This is a genomic window from Streptomyces fulvorobeus (assembly GCF_013167895.1).
Classification (GTDB): domain Bacteria; phylum Actinomycetota; class Actinomycetes; order Streptomycetales; family Streptomycetaceae; genus Streptomyces; species Streptomyces fulvorobeus.
Genome location: NZ_BLWC01000001.1, coordinates 2,207,317 through 2,223,668, shown reverse-complemented (window position 1 = coordinate 2,223,668; position 16,352 = coordinate 2,207,317). Strand labels below are relative to the sequence as shown.

The following is a 16,352-nucleotide window of genomic DNA, read 5'->3' as shown; positions in this document are numbered from 1 at the left end:
ACGGGCCCCGGGCCGGTCGCCGCCCGTCGCCGACGTATCGGACACCGCCGTCCGGAACCCGACCGATCATGAGATCCCAGTTCCAGGGAGAGCTTCCATGGCACCGCGCATCCTGCTCGCCCGGCACGGCCAGACCCAGTGGTCCGTGCGGGGCAATCACACCGGCAGGACGGACATTCCGCTGCTGGACACCGGCCGTGAGGGCGCCAAGCTGCTCGGTGAGCGTCTGCACCGGGAACCGTGGGCGGGGCTGCCGGGGGTCGAGGTCAGGACCAGCCCCCTCGTACGCGCGTCCGAGACGTGCGCGATAGCCGGCTTCGGGGAGCGTGCCGAGCCGTGGGACGCGCTGATGGAGTGGGACTACGGGGCGTACGAGGGTCTGACGCCGGCCCAGATCCGGGAGCGCAGGCCGGACTGGCTGATCTGGCGGGACGGGGTGCCGGACGGCGAGACGACGGCGGAGCTGTCCGCCCGCGCGGACGAGGTCGTGGAGTGGGCGCGGTCGGCCGACCGCGACGTCCTGGTCTTCGCCCACGGCCACATCCTGCGGGCGCTGGGGGCGCGGTGGCTCGGCGAGGACGTGTCGTTCGGCGCCCGCATCCGGCTGGACCCGACGTCGCTCTCGGTACTGGGCTGGGCGTACGGCCTGCCGGCGATGGAACGTTGGAACGACACCGGCCACCTGGACCGGTAGCCGCCCGCCCGGGCGCCGCCCCCTTGAGCCCGGAACGGGTTCTGGGGTGCCAGGCGCCCGCTCAAGCCCGTCCGGCGATCGGGGACGGAACCGTCGCCCCCGGGGCCGCCCTGCCCCCTTCCCCCTGCCCGTACCGGTCCACGAGATCCCGTACCGCCGGCGACGCGCTCCGCGCCCGCAGCACCCCCACCGCGCCCGCCAGTATCGCCCGGATGCGGGAGGACTGGACCCGGTCCAGCAGGTCCAGCACCCCGTGCCCCGCCTGCGCCGCCTCGTCCGGGATTCCGGCCCGGGCCAGGTCCCCTGTCAGCTGCGCCCGGTACAGCGCCAGGTTCCGGGTGAAGTGCGGGTCCTGGAGCAGCGTCGCCCGCCGCGCGTGCCGCGCGGCACGCGGCCAGTCGCCCAGGGCTGACCAGCACTGGGCCTGGAGCATCTCCAGCTCCGCCTCGCGGAAGAAGGTCATCCACTCGGGGTCCGCCGCCGACGCCCCCTGTTCGAACGCCGCGTACGCCCGCCCGATCGCCCGGTCGCACCCGGTCCGGTCACCGAGCCCCGCCCGGCCCCCCGCCTCCCGCAGGGCCAGCAGCGCCAGCAGGCGGGGTGAGCCGAGCGGCCGGGCGGCCCGCTGCCCGGCCTCCGCCGCCCCCACCGCCTCGCGGGCCCGCCCCGTATCCCTGGCCAGGAACGACGCGTTGCAGAAGGCGTGGGCCTCCAGCGCCGCGTCGCCCGCGACCCGCGCCGTCGCCAGCGCCTCCGCGTAGTGGGAACGGGCGTCCTCGAAGCGGCCCGAGTCGTGTGCCAGCCAGCCCACCGAGATGGCGAGCTCGCCGGCGCCGGCGTGCAGCCGGTCCGCCGTGGCACGGCGCGTGGCCGTCCCCGCGTCGAGCAGGGCGTACGCCGCCCGCAGCGGTTGCGAGGCCCGCCGGTAGAGGCCGTCGCCCCCGTGCCGGTCGTCCAGCAGCCGGATCTGGCGCACCGCCTTCTCGACGGCGCGCACTTCGGCCTCACCCACCCGCCGCTGTGCGGGCGGGCCGGCGAGGCCCGCGGCGGTGGACGCGCCGCCGAGCCCCAGGGAGGCGGCCGCCACCGTGGCGGTCCCGCTGGTCATGAACATGCGACGCAGCACGTCGCTCTCCTCGTCGGTGTCGCTGTGGGGTGTGGGGGGCGGTGGAGCGGGGGAAGGCGCGGGGAGGTCCGGGCCCGAGGTGCGCGACCCCCGGCCGCGCACGGTCTCGCGGGCCGAGAAGCCCAGGTCCGCCAGTGCGGCGCCCGGGAACATATGGCGGAAGACCCGTTCGTACGCGTAGTTGGGACAGCGGATCTCACCGGACTCCACGCGCCCGATGTACCGGGCGTCGCAGGCGACCTGTTCGCCGATCTCCCGCGCGGCCCGGCGGACCGCCGCCGCGAACTCCCCCGCGGAGCGCTGTCCGCGCAGCCGGCGGAAGGCGAGGTTGGGAACTGGCCGTGTCGACACCATGGCGGGCCCTCTCCGGTGCGGCCGGACGTTGGATCTGTTGTCCCGGCGGAGCAAGAACGTACCTGCTGTGACGAGACACACACGGAGCGTTTGCAAATAAAAAGGACCTATCGCCCCTGATCCGCCATGAACTGCCACCCTTTGCGGCGGCGTGGTGCCGTAGCCCTTGACGCCGCGCAGGCGTTGGTCCATGTGGAGACGGAGTCTGGCTCCGTTCGGCGATGAGAGGAGGGGTTCCCTTGCTGCACATCGGCACGGAGACCGGCTCACGGACGACCGCGGCGCACCCCATGACCGCACCACCCGCCGCACCCGCACCCCTGCGCACCCAGGCCGCACCCGCCGGTGGAGCGTGCGACCTCGTCACGGTCCCGGCCCGCCAGGGCCTGGAGGCCGTCGACATCCTGCGCCGGGGCGCCGGCCAGCAGGCCGTGGGCCCGGTCCTCCACGACGGCGCGTGCCACACCCTCGGCTTCCTGGTGCCCCCGGGCACCGCCGACGCCTGGGACGTACCGGGAAGCGCCTGTACCCGGACCAACGGCCGCGGCTTCCGCATCCCCGCCGAGCCCTCCGTCTCCGGCAGCGGCTGGCTGCTGCCGCCCGCCGCCGACGCGCCGGTCACCGACCCGGCCGTGCTCAGGAGGGCCCTGGGCCAGGCGGCCAGGATGATCGAGGCGGCCGACAACTGCCGGTGAGCCCATAATGGCCGGACGGCCGGAACACCCGGCGCCGCCGGTGAGGTGCCGGCCCCGGACCCATGAGACAAGGGCGAACGAGCGTGGCACGTCGAGGAGCGCCGGCAGGAGGCGCGAGCGCCCGGAAGCGGTCCGACCGCAAGCGGGAACCCCTCGTCGCGGAGGTGGACGGCGGTCGCGCCGAGCTCGTACCCGACCGGGAACGGCCGCGCGGCTGGACGCTGCTGCTGGACGAGGCCCCGCAGTCGCACGTGGACCTGGACGACCCCACGTACCTGTCCTTCGAGTACCAGCGCAGGATCGGCCACATGATCGATCTGGCCGCGCCCGCTCAGCAGCCCCTCCAGGTGGTGCACCTGGGCGGCGGGGCCTTCACCCTCGCCCGCTACGTCGCCGCGACCCGCCCCCGCTCCACCCAGCAGATCGTCGAGGTCGACGCCGCACTCGTCCAACTGGTGCGCCGGGAGCTGCCGCTGGACCCGCAGGCCCGGATACGGGTGCGCTCCACGGACGCCCGTGCCGGCCTCGGCAGAATGCAGGACGGCTGGGCCGATCTCGTCATCGCGGACGTCTTCAGCGGAGCCCGTACCCCCGCGCACCTCACCTCGGCCGAGTTCCTCGCCGAGGTCCGCCGGGTCCTCAGGCCCGGCGGGCAGTACGTCGCCAACCTCGCCGACGGGCCGCCGCTGGCCCATCTCCGGGGCCAGATCGCCACCGCCGCCGCCCTCTTCCCCGAGCTGGCGCTCGCCGCCGACCCGACCGTGTGGCGCGGCAGGCGTTTCGGCAACGCCGTCCTGCTCGCATCGGACCTTCCGCTCGCCGTCGCCGAGCTCACCCGCCGTGTGGCGGGCGACCCGCACCCCGGACGTGTCGAGCACGGCCGGGCGCTCGCGGACTTCACCGGAGGCGCCGCCGCCGTCACGGACGAGGGCGCCAGGCCGTCCCCGGCGCCGCCGCCCTCCGCGTTCGGCTAGAGGGTGTCAGCGGGAGGGGTACGGCGGCACCCTCGTTCCGCCGTACCCCAGTTCGTGGCGTCCTGGGACCGTGAGGTCCTCAGACCGCAGGTACCTCCGGAAGAACTCCCGTCCTCGCCAGCTCGCCGTACCAGTGGGCGCTGGCCTTGGGCGTACGCGTCTGCGTGGGGTAGTCGACGTGGACGATGCCGAAGCGCTTGCCGTAGCCGTACGCCCATTCGAAGTTGTCCATCAGCGACCAGAGGAAGTAGCCGCGCACATCGGCCCCGTCCGCGATCGCCCGGTGGACCGCCGACAGGTGCCCGTGCAGATAACGGATACGGTCCATGTCCTCCACCACACCGTCGTCCCCCGGCTTGTCGGGGTAGGCCGCGCCGTTCTCCGTGATCATCAGAGGTATGCCGGGCGCCTCCGAGGTGTACCTCATCAGCAGGTCGTGCAGGCCCGTCGGGTCGATCGACCAGCCCATCTCGGTCTGCTCACCGGGCGGCTGGTGGAAGGCCACGTGCTCCGAGCCCGGCCACGGCGAGTGGTCGCTCGCACCGTGTCCGTCGCGCCGCGGCCCCTCGTCGTCACTGCCGTCGGAGACGACCGCGGGCGTGTAGTAGTTGATGCCCAGCGAGTCCAGCGGCTGGTTGATCGCCGCCAGGTCACCCGGCTCCACGAACGCCCAGTCCGTCAGCCGCGCCGTGTCCTCGAACAGGTCCTGCGGGTAGGAGCCCTTGAGTACCGGGTCCGAGAAGACCCGGTTGGCCAGCGCGTCGATCCTGCGCGCCGCGTCCAGGTCCCGCGGGGACCGCGTCCGCGGCCGCACCGCGCTCGGGTTGAGGCACAGGGAGACCTGTGCGCGCGGGGGCAGCGCCGCACGCAGGGCCTGCGTGCCCAGACCGTGCGCCAGGTTCAGGTGGTGGGCGGCGCGCAGGGCGGCCACCGGCTCCGTACGGCCCGGGGCGTGCACCCCGGAGCCGTAACCCAGGAAGGCGCTGCACCAGGGCTCGTTGAGCGTGGTCCACAGCTCCACCCGGTCACCCAGCGCCTCCGCGACGATCCCCGCGTACTCGGCGAACCGCAGGGAGGTCTCCCGCGAGGTCCACCCGCCCGCGTCCTCCAACTCCTGCGGGAGGTCCCAGTGGTAGAGCGTGAGCATCGGCTGCACGCCCCGCTCCAGGAGCTCGTCGGCCAGCAGGCGGTAGAAGTCCAGACCGCGCTGGACCCCGGGACCGCGCCCCGTGGGCTGCACCCGGGACCAGGAGACGGAGAAGCGGTACGCGTTGACCCCGAGGTCCGCGATCAGCCGCACGTCCTCGGTGCGGCGGTGGTAGTGGTCGGTGGCGATGTCGGCGTGGTCGCCGCCCTCCGTCTTGCCCGGAGTGTGGCTGAAGGTGTCCCAGATGGAGGGGGTACGGCCGTCCTCCCGTACCGCGCCCTCGATCTGATGGGCGGAGGTCGCGGTGCCCCAGAGGAAACCGGGTGGAAAGTGTGCGGACATGGAAAGCCTCCGTGAGTGTCCTGAGAGTCCTGGAGAGGAGAAGGGCGCCCGGGGGGGTCAGCCCTTGACTGCGCCCTGCATGATGCCGCCGACGATCTGCTTGCCGAAGAGCACGAAGACAGCGAGCAGGGGCAGCGTGCCGAGCAGCGCGCCCGCCATGATCACCGACTGGTCCGGGATGTACCCCCGGCCGAGCCCGGTGAGCGCCACCTGCACGGTGGGACTGCCGTTCTGGGTCAGCGCGATGATCGGCCAGAAGAAGTCGTTCCAGGCCATGACGAACGTGAGCATCCCGAGCACCGCCATCGCCGGCCGCGCGGCCGGGAAGACCACGTGCCACACGATGCGCAGACTGCTGGCCCCGTCGACCCGGGCCGCCTCGATCAGTTCGGTGGGCAGCGCCCCGATCAGGTACTGCCGCATGAAGAACACCCCGAAGGCGCTCACCAGCGTCGGGAGGATGACCGCCTGGAGCTGATCGGTCCACTGGAGCTTGGCGACCATCATGTACAGCGGTACCACGCTGAGCTGCGGCGGCACCATCATCGTCCCGATGACCAGCAGCAGCAGGATGTTCTTGAAGCGGAAACGGAGCTTGGCGAAGGCGAAACCCGCCAGCGTGGAGAACAGGACGGTGCCGACGGTGATGGAGCCTGCCACGATCGCCGTGTTCAGCAGCGCCGCCCCCATGTTGGCGTCGGTCCAGGCGATCTCCAGGTTCTTGAAGAGATTGCCGCCGAACCAGAACGGCGGCGGATTCTGCGCCAGCCGGTGGTTGTCGCGGGACGCCGCGATCGCCGTCCACACCAGGGGGAAGAGCGAGATCACCGTGAAGAAGACCAGAACCGCATAGGTGAACTTGCCGCCGTGCAGGTGCTTGCCGGCGCGGACCTTGCCCCGCCGCCCCTTCCGCTTGCCCGACGGCTCCGGCGCCCTCGTCGGCACCCGGTCGGCCGGAGTCAGGGTTGTCATCGTGTCGCCCCTCATGAGCTCTTGCGCAGACGACGGCCGACCAGCCAGTTGACGGCGCCGATCAGCAGAAGGATCAGGAACATCGCCCAGGCGATGGCCGAGGCCCTGCCGAGATGGAGATTGACCCAGCCCTGCTCGTACAGGTAGAGACCGAGCGTCTGGAACTGGTGGTTGGCCCCTCCGGTGGCGCCCGCGCCCCGGTTGAAGAGCAGCGGCTCACCGAACAGCTGGGTCGCACCGATCGTCGACACCACCACGGTGAACAGGATCGTCGGCCGCAGCGACGGGACCGTCACATGGACGAACTGCTGCCAGCGGGTGGCGCCGTCCAGCGCCGCCGACTCGTACAGGTCGTTCGGGATCGCCTGCATCGCCGCCAGGTAGATCAGCGCGTTGTAGCCGGTCCACCGCCAGACGACGATCGTCGACACGGCGAGCTGCGAGGTCCACTCGCCGTTCTCCCAGTCCACCGGACCGACACCGACCTGCCCCAGCGCCCAGTTGATCATCCCGATGTCACGGCCGAACAGCATCACGAACACGAGCGTCGCCGCTGCCACGCTCGTCGCGTACGGAGTGAGGATCGCGACCCGGAAGAACATCGAGCCGCGGAGCTTGTAGTTGAGCAGATGCGCGATGCCGAGCGCGATCAGCAGCTGCGGAACCGTGGAGAGGACCCCGATGGTCACGGTGTTGCGCAGCGCGTTCCAGAAGAACTCGTCCTCCATCAGCCTGGAGAAGTTGCGCAGGCCGATCCATTCCATGTCGTTCGGAGCGGTCAGCTCCACCTGGTGCAGCGAGGCCCATCCCGTGTAGAGCAGCGGGAACAGGCCGAAGGCCAGGAAGAAGACGAAGAACGGAGCCACGAAGGCGTACGGACTCCACTTCAGGTCCCACCGGTACAGCCGGCTGCGCCGCTCGCTGCGCACGGGACCCGCTGAGCCGCCGCCCACGCGGCGCGGGGCCGCGCCCCCTCGTCGAGGGGCGCGGCCGTGCGGGACTTACTTGTCGTTCCGCTCACCGGAGGTCACTTCTCCAGGGCGTTGTCGATCGCCTTCACCGCGGCGTTCCAGCCGTCCTCGGAGGAAACACCCTTCTGGTCGACCTGGAGCATGCCGACATCGGCCAGGTTCTGCGCGATGACCAGGTCCTTCGGGCCGACGATGGTCACCGGGATGTTCTTGGCGGCGTCGGAGAAGATCTTGCCGATCGGGGCGTCGTTGATGTACGGGTCCTTGGCGTCGGCGACCTCGGGAAGCGAGAACGCTGCCTGCGAGCTCGGGAAGCTGCCCCGCTTGGCGAAGAACGTGGCCTGCTGCTCAGGGGCGGTCAGCCAGGCGACGAGCTTGGCGGCCTCCTCCTTGTTCTTGCCGGCCTCGGGCACGGTCAGGAAGGAACCGCCCCAGTTGCTGCTCTTGGGCGCGGCGGCGACGTCCCACTTGCCCTCGGTCTTCTCGGCGCCCTTGTCCTTGATGTAGCCGACCATCCACGGCGGGCAGGAGAGGGTGGCGAAGGTGCCGTTCACGATCGCCTGGTCCCAGGAGGGCTGGAACTGCTGGAGCTTGGCCGTCAGACCGAGGTCCGCCGCCTTGGCGGCGACGTCCCAGGCGTCCTTGACCGCCGGGTTGGTCTTGTAGATGACCTTCCCGTCCTTGTCGTAGAAGCGCTCGGCCGAGCCGCCCTGCACGGCGTTCATCAGACCGGCGGCGGAATCGACGAACGCGGTGCCCTTGGGCGCCTTCGCCTTGTACTTCTCGCCCGCCGCGAGGAACTTCTGCCAGTCGCCGGCCCACAGCGCGCCGACTTCCTCGCGGTCGGTGGGAAGCCCGGCCTTCTCGAAGAGGTCCTTGCGGTAGCAGATGCCCTGGGGGCCGATGTCCGTACCGAGCGCGACCGTCTTACCGCTCTTGTCCGTGCCCTGGGACCACTTCCACTCCAGGAAGTTCTCCTTCTTCACCCCGGAGGTCTTGCCCAGGTCCATCAGCTTGGAGGACTGTGTCTGGGCGATCTCGGCGATGTTGTTGACCTCGACGGCCTGGATGTCGGCGAGACCACTGCCCGAAGCGAGGTGGGTGAGCAGTTGCGGATAGTAGTTCTCGTTGCGCTCGATCGACGTCTGCTCGATGTTGATCTCGGGGTGGAGCTTCATGTACTCGTCGTACAGCCCCGCCTCCTTCAGACCGAAGGCACCGAACACACCGACGGTGATCGTCGTCTTGCCCTTGCCGTTCCCACCCGAGGACGAGCTGCCCGAGGCGTCACCGGAGTCCTCCGCACAGCCGGCCAGCAGTCCGGCGCCGAGGGCAGCGACGGCAGCGACGACCACGGCTTTGCGGAACGTGCGACGGGGAGGTGGTGCGGTTGTTCCCCGGGTGAAGACAGAAGTGCGCATTGCGGCCTCCTAGTGCCCTGCACATGCACCTCCCCGGCCCGGCTGCGCGAACGCGTCCGTACGTTGTTCCGCGCTAAGGCCCAGGTGAGAGACGTGCGGGTCGTGAATGAGTCAGGTACGGTGGGAGCGCTCCCATACGTGATGTGTTGAAGGGTTGCGGCTCGCCGGGAGGGTGTCAAGAGATCGGACGGTGCTACTTGTTCCAGCGGATTCCCGTGAGGAGCGCCGGAGCCCGGGCCTCCGCAGGATACGCGTCCCGCGACATGACGCGTGGAGCGTCGCCGAGGTGTGTTGGGGGGCTCGGGACGCCCGCATCCCCGCCTGTCGAGAGGCCGCCCGCACCTGCCGCGCGTGCGGAGTCGTTGATCACGCGGACCATAATGCGTCCCACGGCCTCGTCCGGCGAGGCCGGTGCGGGCGGGTCCGCGGGGCCCGGTCGAGGGTCCCGGCTCTCCTTACCGCGCAGGCGATGAGGGGAGCGGGGCACGGCCGCGACCGTCACGGTCAGTGACGGTCACCGGCGGTGAGTCCGGCCCCCGGGCGTGGACCTATCGGCTTGTGAGAAATTAGCGACGACTGGGAGGGGCAGCCATGACTGTTCGTGGAAGGCAGGGGCGGCGGCCCACACTGGAGGAGGTCGCGGCCAGGGCGGGAGTCGGCCGGGGACGGTGTCCCGGGTGATCAACGGATCACCGCGCGTGAGTGACACGACCCGGGCCACCGTCGAGGCGGCGGTCAACGAACTGGGGTACGTGCCCAACCGCGCGGCCCGCGCGCTGGCGGGCAACCGCACGGACGCCATCGCCCTGGTGGTGCCCGAGCCCGAGACCCGGTTCTTCGCCGAGCCGTACTTCTCCGACATCGTGCGCGGGGTCGGCGCCGCCCTCGCCGACACCGAGATGCAGCTGCTGCTCACCCTCGCGGGCAACGACCGCGAGCGCCGCCGGCTGGCCCAGTACCTGACCGCGCACCGGGTGGACGGCGTGCTGCTGGTCTCCGTACACGCCGACGATCCGCTTCCCGACCTCCTGGAACAGCTCGGCATGCCGTGTGTGATCAGCGGTCGCAGGCACGCCGCCGAACCGCTCGCCTCGGTCGACTCGGACAACTTCGAGGGCGCGCGCTCGGCCGTCGTGCACCTCATCTCGCGAGGGCGCCGCTCCATCGCCACCATCACCGGCCGTCTCGACGTGTACGGCGCCCAGCGCCGCCTCGACGGCTACCGCGAGGCCGTCGCCGCGGCGGGCATGGCCCCCGACGAGCGCCTCATCGCTCCCGCCGACTTCACCGAGGAGGGCGGCGCCCGCGCCATGCGGGAGCTGCTCGCCCGCTGCCCCGATGTCGACGCGGTCTTCATCGCGTCCGACGTGATGGCGGCGGGCGCCCGCCAGGTCCTGCGCGAGGCGGGCCGCCGGGTCCCGGACGACATCGCCATGATCGGCTTCGACGACTCGGCGGTCGCCCGGCACATGGACCCGCCGCTCACGAGCGTGCGCCAGCCCACCGAGGAGATGGGCCGCACGATGACCCGCGTCCTGCTCCAGGAGATCGCGGGCCCTCCCGAGGACCGCCCGAGGATAGTGCTGCCCACCGAACTGGTCGTACGGGACTCGTCCTGAGGGTGGGGCGGCCCCGCACGGGAGACCCGCACATGAGAAGGGCCCCGGTCCGAAGACCGGGGCCCTTCTTTCAGGGTGAGTAACGGGACTTGAACCCGCGACATCCTGGACCACAACCAGGTGCTCTGCCAGCTGAGCTATACCCACCATGTCGCCCGGTCGCGTTTCCGACCGGCCGAGAAAAAGTGTACAGGGTCCGGGAGGGTGCTCGCGCCCCGGTTGATCCCGCCCCGCCCACGGGCCCCGGAAGGCCCGTGACCAGGGGCGTCCTTCTACTCCGCGGGCGCCGCGAAGCGCGCCGCGATCTCCTTGGCGCGCACCGAGTCGGGACCGGGCTGCGGTACGAATACGGCCTCCCGGTAGTAGCGAAGCTCCGTGATGGAGTCGCGGATGTCCGCCAGTGCCCGGTGGTTGCCGTTCTTCTCCGGACTGTTGAAGTACGCCCTCGGATACCAGCGGCGTGCCAGTTCCTTGACCGAGGAGACATCGACGATCCGGTAGTGGAGGTAGCCCTCCAGTGACGGCATGTCCCGCAGGAGGAAGCCCCGGTCGGTGCCGACCGAGTTCCCGCAGAGCGGGGCCTTGCCCGGTTCCTTCACGTGCTCGCGCACGTAGGCCATGACCTGCTCCTCGGCGGCTTCCAGGGTGGTGCCCCTGCCAGCGCGTCGAGGAGCCCCGAGGCGGTGTGCATCTGCCGCACCACCTCGGGCATGGTCACCAGGGCCGCGTCCGGCGGGCGGATCACGATGTCCACCCCTTCGCCGAGCACGTTCAGCTCCGAGTCGGTGACCAGTGCGGCCACCTCGATGAGTGCGTCGTCCGTCAGCGAGAGCCCGGTCATCTCGCAGTCGATCCACACCATACGGTCGTTCATGTGCCCCACCCTACGGGGCGCTGCGCTGCCCCGGCAGGGCCGGCCGTCCCGGGGCGTAGGCGTCCGGGCCCGGTCTCAGGTGCTCCATGGAGCCGCCGGAGACCGCCGCGACCGGGGAAGCCCCCGGGCGCCGGCCGGCGATCGCCACCTGGGCGGGTACGACCGGGTCGATCATCGAGGTGATGTTCTCCAGCCCCCCGCCCTGCGGACGGCGTGCCCGGTAGGCGGCCCGGTAGGCCGCCGGGGACGATCCGAGCTGGCGGCGGAAGTGCCCGCGCAGCGCGACGGGCGAGCGGAAGCCGCAGCGTCCCGCGACCTCGTCGACCGAGTAGTCGGATGTCTCCAGGAGCCGTTGGGCCTGGAGGACCCGCTGGGTGATGAGCCACTGGAGCGGTGCGCTGCCGGTGAGCGAGCGGAACCTCCGGTCGAAGGTCCGCCTGCTCATGTAGGCGCGTGCCGCCAGCGTCTCCACGTCGAACTGCTCGTGCAGATGCTCCAGCGCCCACGCCACCACCTCGGCGAGCGGGTCGGAGCCGATCTCCTCGGGCAGCGACCTGTCGAGGTAGCGTTCCTGCCCGCCACTGCGGCGCGGCGGCACGACGAGCCGGCGGGCGAGTGCCCCGGCCGCCTCCGTGCCGTGGTCCGTGCGCACGATGTGCAGACAGAGGTCGATTCCGGCGGCCGTGCCGGCGGAGGTGAGCACGTCACCGTCGTCGACGAAGAGCTCACGCGGATCGACGTGTACCGACGGATAGCGCTTGGCCAGCGTCGGCGCGTACATCCAGTGCGTCGTCGCGGGACGGCCGTCCAGCAGGCCGGCCGCGGCGAGGACGAAGGCCCCCGTGCACAGTCCGACGATGCGCGCGCCCTCTTCGTGGGCACGGCGCAGTGCGTCCAACGCCTCTTCGGGCGGTGGTGATGTGATGGACCGCCAGGCGGGCACCACGACGGTGCCTGCCCTGCTGATGGCCTCAAGGCCGTACGGTGTGCTGAGTTCGAGTCCACCCGTGGTGCGCAGTGGCCCCTCCTCGCCTCCGCAGACGAGCAGCCGGTAGCGGGGAACTCCCGCGTCCTGCCGGTCGATTCCGAAGACGGAGAGCGGGATGGAGCTCTCGAAGATAGGGCCGCCGCTGAAAAGCAGTACGGCTACGACCTCCCGGCGTCGCCGCCCGGTCAGCTTCCGTGCGGCCTCCGTTGCGGTGGCGGAGTCCTGGCTCATGACGCTAAGCCCCCCTCGGTGTTCGCGTCTTCCTGGTCCTTACGGGCCTGTCGCTCCTGCACGTTTCCCCTCGGTCTCGCACGAGTCCGCAGACTTCGTCCCATGATCGAATCTACTGCGTCCCGTGGTGCCGTAGTGACACGTTCTCCCACCGGCACTATGTCGACAAGGCAACTTGGCGCGAAGCTGTCGATCACGAAGCGTTCCACTCCCGAGGCGCACAGGGAAGTGCGCCTCGCGATCTTGGCCCGTCCCCGTTGGGTGAAAGCGTACCGCGCGGTCTATTCCTGCCTGCTGGCACGTGGCTTGGCCGGGTGAAACACCAAGAGTTCAACCTCATCGCGAAGTTGGCTGAAAACCAGCGGTTGCGTATGCGGAATCCAGTCACACCCGGCGCACCACCGTTCGATCACCGCCCGCCCCGGCGCGCCCCCTCGCTCTCGCGGGCGCATGAGTGCGGTGGAGCCGGGACGGCCGATCCGGTGGAGGCGTGCTCGCGGCGGCGCAGCAGGAGCCGGCAGGCCGCGGTGACGGCGGCGAGCCCGAGGGCCCAGGAGCCGGGGCTGCCGAACCAGGTGCCGTACCCCGCGAGGGCGGCGGGGACGAGCAGGCAGCAGAACGGCCCCCAGTGGACCGCTGCGGCCGGCGTGGCGGCGGGTCCGGGCTCGATCAGGGGGGTGTCCGCGGTCGGGCCACCCGGATCTGCGGCCGGGGGCTCGGACACGGCTACGGGCACGGTTCTGCTCCCTGGAGGAGTGTGGTGGCTCAGGGTGACGGTCGGGCTAACGCCGGAGTGCCGTACCTGGTCACTGCCGGTCCCGGGGGGCCTGCCGGAGCCCCGGTGGACGCCCTGCGGGCCCCGGGGGACGGAGGGGAGGGCCGTGAACGCAAACGGAACGGTGTCTTCCGGTCGGGTGAGGGCCGACGCGGGCTCGGTGTACGGCACAATCGGCATTGCCATACGCGCCCGGCTCGGGCATGCTCCCTGCAACGTCGCACGCGCTTTGCGGGGGTCTGGGCTGTGGAGGAGTGGCGCCGTACCCTTAGGGGTATGGCGTTGGGAAGATGATTCCCGGACACCATTACCGCCCCGACGCGCCGCCCGCAGCCGCTCCCTCCACCCGAGGACTCTCTTCGCCGAGACACCGATGGCCGGTCACGAAATCCCTGAACCCGCAGACCGCAAGCAGGTAGCCGACCCCGAGTCGGAGCCGCTGCCGGTCGAAGAAGCACGTCCTTCCTGCGATCCTGCCTTCCGGCACGGAGTCGTGGTCGGTTTCGACGGCTCCATGTCCAGTGAACGGGCCCTGGCGTACGCGATCGGCATGGCCTCGCGCTCCGGTTCCGGTCTGATCATCGTCCATGTCGCCAACCGGCTGCCGACCACGGTGTGGGCGGGCTGCGAGCCCCCCGTCTTCGTGGATGTGCCCGATCACCGCACCGAGGTCCTCGGTCTCGAACTGGCGTGCGCGGAGTACCTCTCCGATGTGCCGTGGGTGCTCGTCGAGCGCGGCGGGGACATCTGCCACGAGCTGGAGGAGGTGGGCCGCGAGTACTCGGCGAACGCCATCGTCGTCGGTTCGACCCACGGCATCGTCGGCCGGATCTTCGGCTCGGTGGCGGGCCGTCTCGCGCGCCGCGCGCAGCGCCCGGTCATCGTCATCCCCTGACCGCCCGCACCGGGTCACCGGCGCCCTGTCGAACGGGTGAACGACGAACGGCCCCGCGTCCACCTCACCGTGGATCGCGGGGCCGCTCGCGGGGCGGGGCCGTACAGCGGTGGCTACTCGACCGTGACGGACTTCGCGAGGTTGCGCGGCTTGTCGATGTCACGGCCCATGGCGAGTGCCGTGTGGTAGGCGAAGAGCTGGAGCGGGATGCCCATCAGGATCGGGTCCAGCTCGTTCTCGTTCTTGGGGACGACGATCGTGTGGTCGGCCCGCTCCTGCTCGCGGTGGGCGATGGCGAGGATACGGCCGCTGCGGGCCTTGATCTCCTCCAGGGCGGCGCGGTTCTTCTCCAGCAGGTCGTCGTCGGGGACGATGGCGACCGTGGGGAGCGCGGGCTCGATGAGCGCGAGCGGTCCGTGCTTCAGCTCGGACGCCGGGTACGCCTCGGCGTGGATGTAGGAGATCTCCTTGAGCTTCAGCGACGCCTCCAGGGCCACCGGGTAGCCCCGTACCCGGCCGATGAACATCATCGACTGGGCGCCCGCGTACACCTCGGCGAGCTTCTTGATCTCGGCCTCGGTCTCCAGGATGCGCCCGATCTGCTCGGGGAGCTTGCGCAGGCCCGCGATGACGCGCTTGCCGTCGGCGACCGACAGGTCACGGATGCGCCCGAGGTGCAGGGCGAGCAGCGCGAAGGCGACGACCGTGTTGGTGAAGCACTTGGTGGAGACGACGCAGACCTCGGGGCCCGCGTGGACGTACATCCCGCCGTCGGCCTCGCGGGCGATCGCGGAGCCGACCACGTTGACGACGCCGAGGACGCGTGCGCCCTTGCGCTTGAGCTCCTGGACGGCCGCCAGTACGTCGTACGTCTCACCGGACTGGGAGACGGCGACGTACAGGGTGTCGGGGTCGACGACCGGATTGCGGTAGCGGAACTCGGAGGCGGGCTCGGCGTCCGCGGGGATGCGGGCCAGCTCCTCGATGAGTCCGGCGCCGATCAGACCGGCGTGGTACGACGTGCCGCAGCCCAGGATCTTGATCCGGCGCACTCCGCGGGCCTCGCGGGCGTCCAGGTTGAGGCCGCCCAGGTGCACGGTGGAGAAGCGGTCGTCGATGCGGCCGCGCAGCACACGGTCCACGGCCTCGGCCTGCTCGGAGATCTCCTTGTGCATGTACGTGTCGTGGCCGCCCATGTCGTACGACTCGGCCTCCCACTCCACGGTCGTGGGCGTGGCCGTCGTGGTCGACCCCTCCGTGGTGTACGTGCGGAAGTCGTCGGCCTTCAGGGTGGCCATCTCGCCGTCGTCCAGGGTGACGATCTGGCGGGTGTGGGTGACGAGGGCCGCCACGTCGGAGGCGACGAACATCTCCTTCTCGCCGATGCCGAGGACGACCGGGGAGCCGTTGCGCGCGACGACGATGCGGTCGTTGAAGTCGGCGTGCATGACGGCGATGCCGTACGTGCCCTCGACGAGGCGCAGGGCCTCGCGGACCTTCTCCTCCAGGGTGTCCGCCTGCGAGCGGGCGACCAGGTGGACCAGCACCTCGGTGTCGGTCTCGGAGAGGAAGACGATCCCGTCGGCGACGAGCTTGGCGCGGAGCTCGGAGGCGTTGTCGATGATGCCGTTGTGGACGACGGCCACCTTGTTGTCGGCGTCCAGGTGGGGGTGGGCGTTCTCGTCGCTGGGGGCGCCGTGGGTAGCCCAGCGGGTGTGGGCGATGCCGGTGGTGCCGGCGAAGCGCTTGGGGACCCGGGCCTCCAGCTCGCGGACCCGGCCCTTGGCCTTGACCATCTTCAGCGTGCCGGGCTTGCCTGCCGCGGCCTTGCTGGTGACCACGAGGCCCGCCGAGTCGTACCCCCGGTACTCCAGCCGCTGCAGACCCTCCAGCAGCAGCGGTGCCACATCACGCCTGCCGATATAACCGACGATTCCGCACATGAGTTCTCTGCCCCTCCATCGACGTACCAGTGAGTGCTCAGCCGTAGACGATGCGGCGCAGCTGGCGGAGCGACAGCTCCGGCGGTGCGACCGCGCGGTGCGGCAGCTCGGCCGCGATCCGTTCGAAGATCTCCGTGTTCACCAGGCCGCCGGACTGCAGCTCGCGGTGGCGGCGGCGGACGAAGTCGTCGGTCGTCTCGTCGAAGTACGCCAGCACGTCGAGGATCACCCGGGCCGCCTCACCGCGCTGGAGCGCGGTGCTGCGCACCAGGTGGTCGATGAGGTCGTCATGCGACGAGCGGCGTTCGAGCACGCGTCGATATTGCTTGGC

General features: G+C 70.9%; 13 protein-coding genes, 1 tRNA gene and 2 pseudogenes. 5 read left to right on the top strand and 11 right to left on the bottom strand.

Translation table 11 applies throughout. The features are described 5' to 3' along the window. Nucleotides 1–97 precede the first annotated feature (97 nt). Nucleotides 98–694: a histidine phosphatase family protein gene (locus tag Sfulv_RS10090; protein ID WP_173313379.1), complete on the top strand. Its 597-nt coding sequence runs from the start codon at nucleotides 98–100 to the stop codon at nucleotides 692–694. Nucleotides 695–755: 61 nt separating this feature from the next. Here Sfulv_RS10090 and Sfulv_RS10085 read toward each other — a convergent pair whose 3' ends face one another. Beyond that, on the bottom strand, nucleotides 756–2,174 hold the full coding sequence (locus Sfulv_RS10085; protein WP_173313378.1) for an NsdA family TPR-like regulatory protein: 1,419 nt from the start codon (nucleotides 2,172–2,174) through the stop codon (nucleotides 756–758). 239 nt (nucleotides 2,175–2,413) lie between these two features. Here Sfulv_RS10085 and Sfulv_RS10080 point away from each other — a divergent pair, with 239 nt between their 5' ends. After that, nucleotides 2,414–2,869 carry a hypothetical protein gene (locus Sfulv_RS10080; RefSeq protein WP_173313377.1) on the top strand — a complete coding sequence of 152 codons (456 nt, stop codon included), beginning with the start codon at nucleotides 2,414–2,416 and terminating at the stop codon, nucleotides 2,867–2,869. Between the two features lie 83 nt (nucleotides 2,870–2,952). Then, nucleotides 2,953–3,843: a spermidine synthase gene (locus Sfulv_RS10075; RefSeq protein ID WP_256668859.1), complete on the top strand. Its 891-nt coding sequence runs from the start codon at nucleotides 2,953–2,955 to the stop codon at nucleotides 3,841–3,843. Nucleotides 3,844–3,922: 79 nt separating this feature from the next. Here Sfulv_RS10075 and Sfulv_RS10070 read toward each other — a convergent pair whose 3' ends face one another. The 4 genes from Sfulv_RS10070 to Sfulv_RS10055 all read right to left on the bottom strand — a co-directional run bounded on the left by Sfulv_RS10070 (nucleotide 3,923) and on the right by Sfulv_RS10055 (nucleotide 8,696). Beyond that, entirely contained in the window at nucleotides 3,923–5,332 is a 1,410-nt protein-coding gene (locus tag Sfulv_RS10070; protein ID WP_173313375.1) for a GH1 family beta-glucosidase, read from the bottom strand. A 57-nt stretch (nucleotides 5,333–5,389) separates the two neighbouring features. After that, nucleotides 5,390–6,304 (bottom strand): carbohydrate ABC transporter permease, encoded by a 915-nt coding sequence (locus tag Sfulv_RS10065; protein WP_173313374.1) that lies wholly within the window; start codon nucleotides 6,302–6,304, stop codon nucleotides 5,390–5,392. 11 nt (nucleotides 6,305–6,315) lie between these two features. Then, on the bottom strand, nucleotides 6,316–7,257 hold the full coding sequence (locus tag Sfulv_RS10060; protein WP_173313373.1) for a carbohydrate ABC transporter permease: 942 nt from the start codon (nucleotides 7,255–7,257) through the stop codon (nucleotides 6,316–6,318). A 74-nt stretch (nucleotides 7,258–7,331) separates the two neighbouring features. Continuing rightward, a complete protein-coding gene (locus tag Sfulv_RS10055) occupies nucleotides 7,332–8,696 on the bottom strand; it encodes an ABC transporter substrate-binding protein (protein ID WP_173313372.1) in 1,365 nt (454 codons plus the stop codon). A 591-nt stretch (nucleotides 8,697–9,287) separates the two neighbouring features. Between Sfulv_RS10055 and Sfulv_RS10050 the strand changes: the two are divergent. Beyond that, nucleotides 9,288–10,315: pseudogene (locus Sfulv_RS10050) on the top strand (LacI family DNA-binding transcriptional regulator). Between the two features lie 74 nt (nucleotides 10,316–10,389). Here the strand turns inward: Sfulv_RS10050 and Sfulv_RS10045 are convergent. The 4 genes and pseudogenes from Sfulv_RS10045 to Sfulv_RS10030 all read right to left on the bottom strand — a co-directional run bounded on the left by Sfulv_RS10045 (nucleotide 10,390) and on the right by Sfulv_RS10030 (nucleotide 13,144). Continuing rightward, nucleotides 10,390–10,462, bottom strand: a tRNA-His gene (locus Sfulv_RS10045). A 125-nt stretch (nucleotides 10,463–10,587) separates the two neighbouring features. After that, nucleotides 10,588–11,189: pseudogene (orn, locus tag Sfulv_RS10040) on the bottom strand (oligoribonuclease). 10 nt (nucleotides 11,190–11,199) lie between these two features. Next, nucleotides 11,200–12,408 (bottom strand): helix-turn-helix domain-containing protein, encoded by a 1,209-nt coding sequence (locus tag Sfulv_RS10035; protein ID WP_173313370.1) that lies wholly within the window; start codon nucleotides 12,406–12,408, stop codon nucleotides 11,200–11,202. A 409-nt stretch (nucleotides 12,409–12,817) separates the two neighbouring features. Continuing rightward, the gene (locus Sfulv_RS10030; RefSeq protein ID WP_173313369.1) at nucleotides 12,818–13,144 is read right to left on the bottom strand and encodes a hypothetical protein; all 327 of its coding nucleotides are present in this window, start codon (nucleotides 13,142–13,144) and stop codon (nucleotides 12,818–12,820) included. Nucleotides 13,145–13,556: 412 nt separating this feature from the next. Between Sfulv_RS10030 and Sfulv_RS10025 the strand changes: the two genes are divergently transcribed. After that, complete coding sequence (locus Sfulv_RS10025) at nucleotides 13,557–14,078, top strand: universal stress protein (protein WP_173313368.1); 522 nt, start codon at nucleotides 13,557–13,559, stop codon at nucleotides 14,076–14,078. 113 nt (nucleotides 14,079–14,191) lie between these two features. Here Sfulv_RS10025 and glmS read toward each other — a convergent pair whose 3' ends face one another. Next, nucleotides 14,192–16,021 carry a glutamine--fructose-6-phosphate transaminase (isomerizing) gene (glmS, locus tag Sfulv_RS10020; protein ID WP_173313367.1) on the bottom strand — a complete coding sequence of 610 codons (1,830 nt, stop codon included), beginning with the start codon at nucleotides 16,019–16,021 and terminating at the stop codon, nucleotides 14,192–14,194. Nucleotides 16,022–16,058: 37 nt separating this feature from the next. Continuing rightward, nucleotides 16,059–16,334, bottom strand: a complete 276-nt coding sequence (locus Sfulv_RS10015) for a hypothetical protein (protein ID WP_173313366.1) — start codon at nucleotides 16,332–16,334, stop codon at nucleotides 16,059–16,061. Nucleotides 16,335–16,352 lie beyond the last annotated feature (18 nt).

What these genes read in the sequence shown, in the direction of transcription:
- Sfulv_RS10035 (WP_173313370.1), bottom strand. Translation starts at nt 12,408, where the DNA reads ATGAGCCAGGACTCCGCCACCGCAACGGAGGCCGCACGGAAGCTGACC.
- Sfulv_RS10055 (WP_173313372.1), bottom strand. Translation starts at nt 8,696, where the DNA reads ATGCGCACTTCTGTCTTCACCCGGGGAACAACCGCACCACCTCCCCGT.
- Sfulv_RS10065 (WP_173313374.1), bottom strand. Translation starts at nt 6,304, where the DNA reads ATGACAACCCTGACTCCGGCCGACCGGGTGCCGACGAGGGCGCCGGAG.
- Sfulv_RS10070 (WP_173313375.1), bottom strand. Translation starts at nt 5,332, where the DNA reads ATGTCCGCACACTTTCCACCCGGTTTCCTCTGGGGCACCGCGACCTCC.
- Sfulv_RS10090 (WP_173313379.1), top strand. Translation starts at nt 98, where the DNA reads ATGGCACCGCGCATCCTGCTCGCCCGGCACGGCCAGACCCAGTGGTCC.
- glmS (WP_173313367.1), bottom strand. Translation starts at nt 16,021, where the DNA reads ATGTGCGGAATCGTCGGTTATATCGGCAGGCGTGATGTGGCACCGCTG.
- Sfulv_RS10085 (WP_173313378.1), bottom strand. Translation starts at nt 2,174, where the DNA reads ATGGTGTCGACACGGCCAGTTCCCAACCTCGCCTTCCGCCGGCTGCGC.
- Sfulv_RS10025 (WP_173313368.1), top strand. Translation starts at nt 13,557, where the DNA reads ATGGCCGGTCACGAAATCCCTGAACCCGCAGACCGCAAGCAGGTAGCC.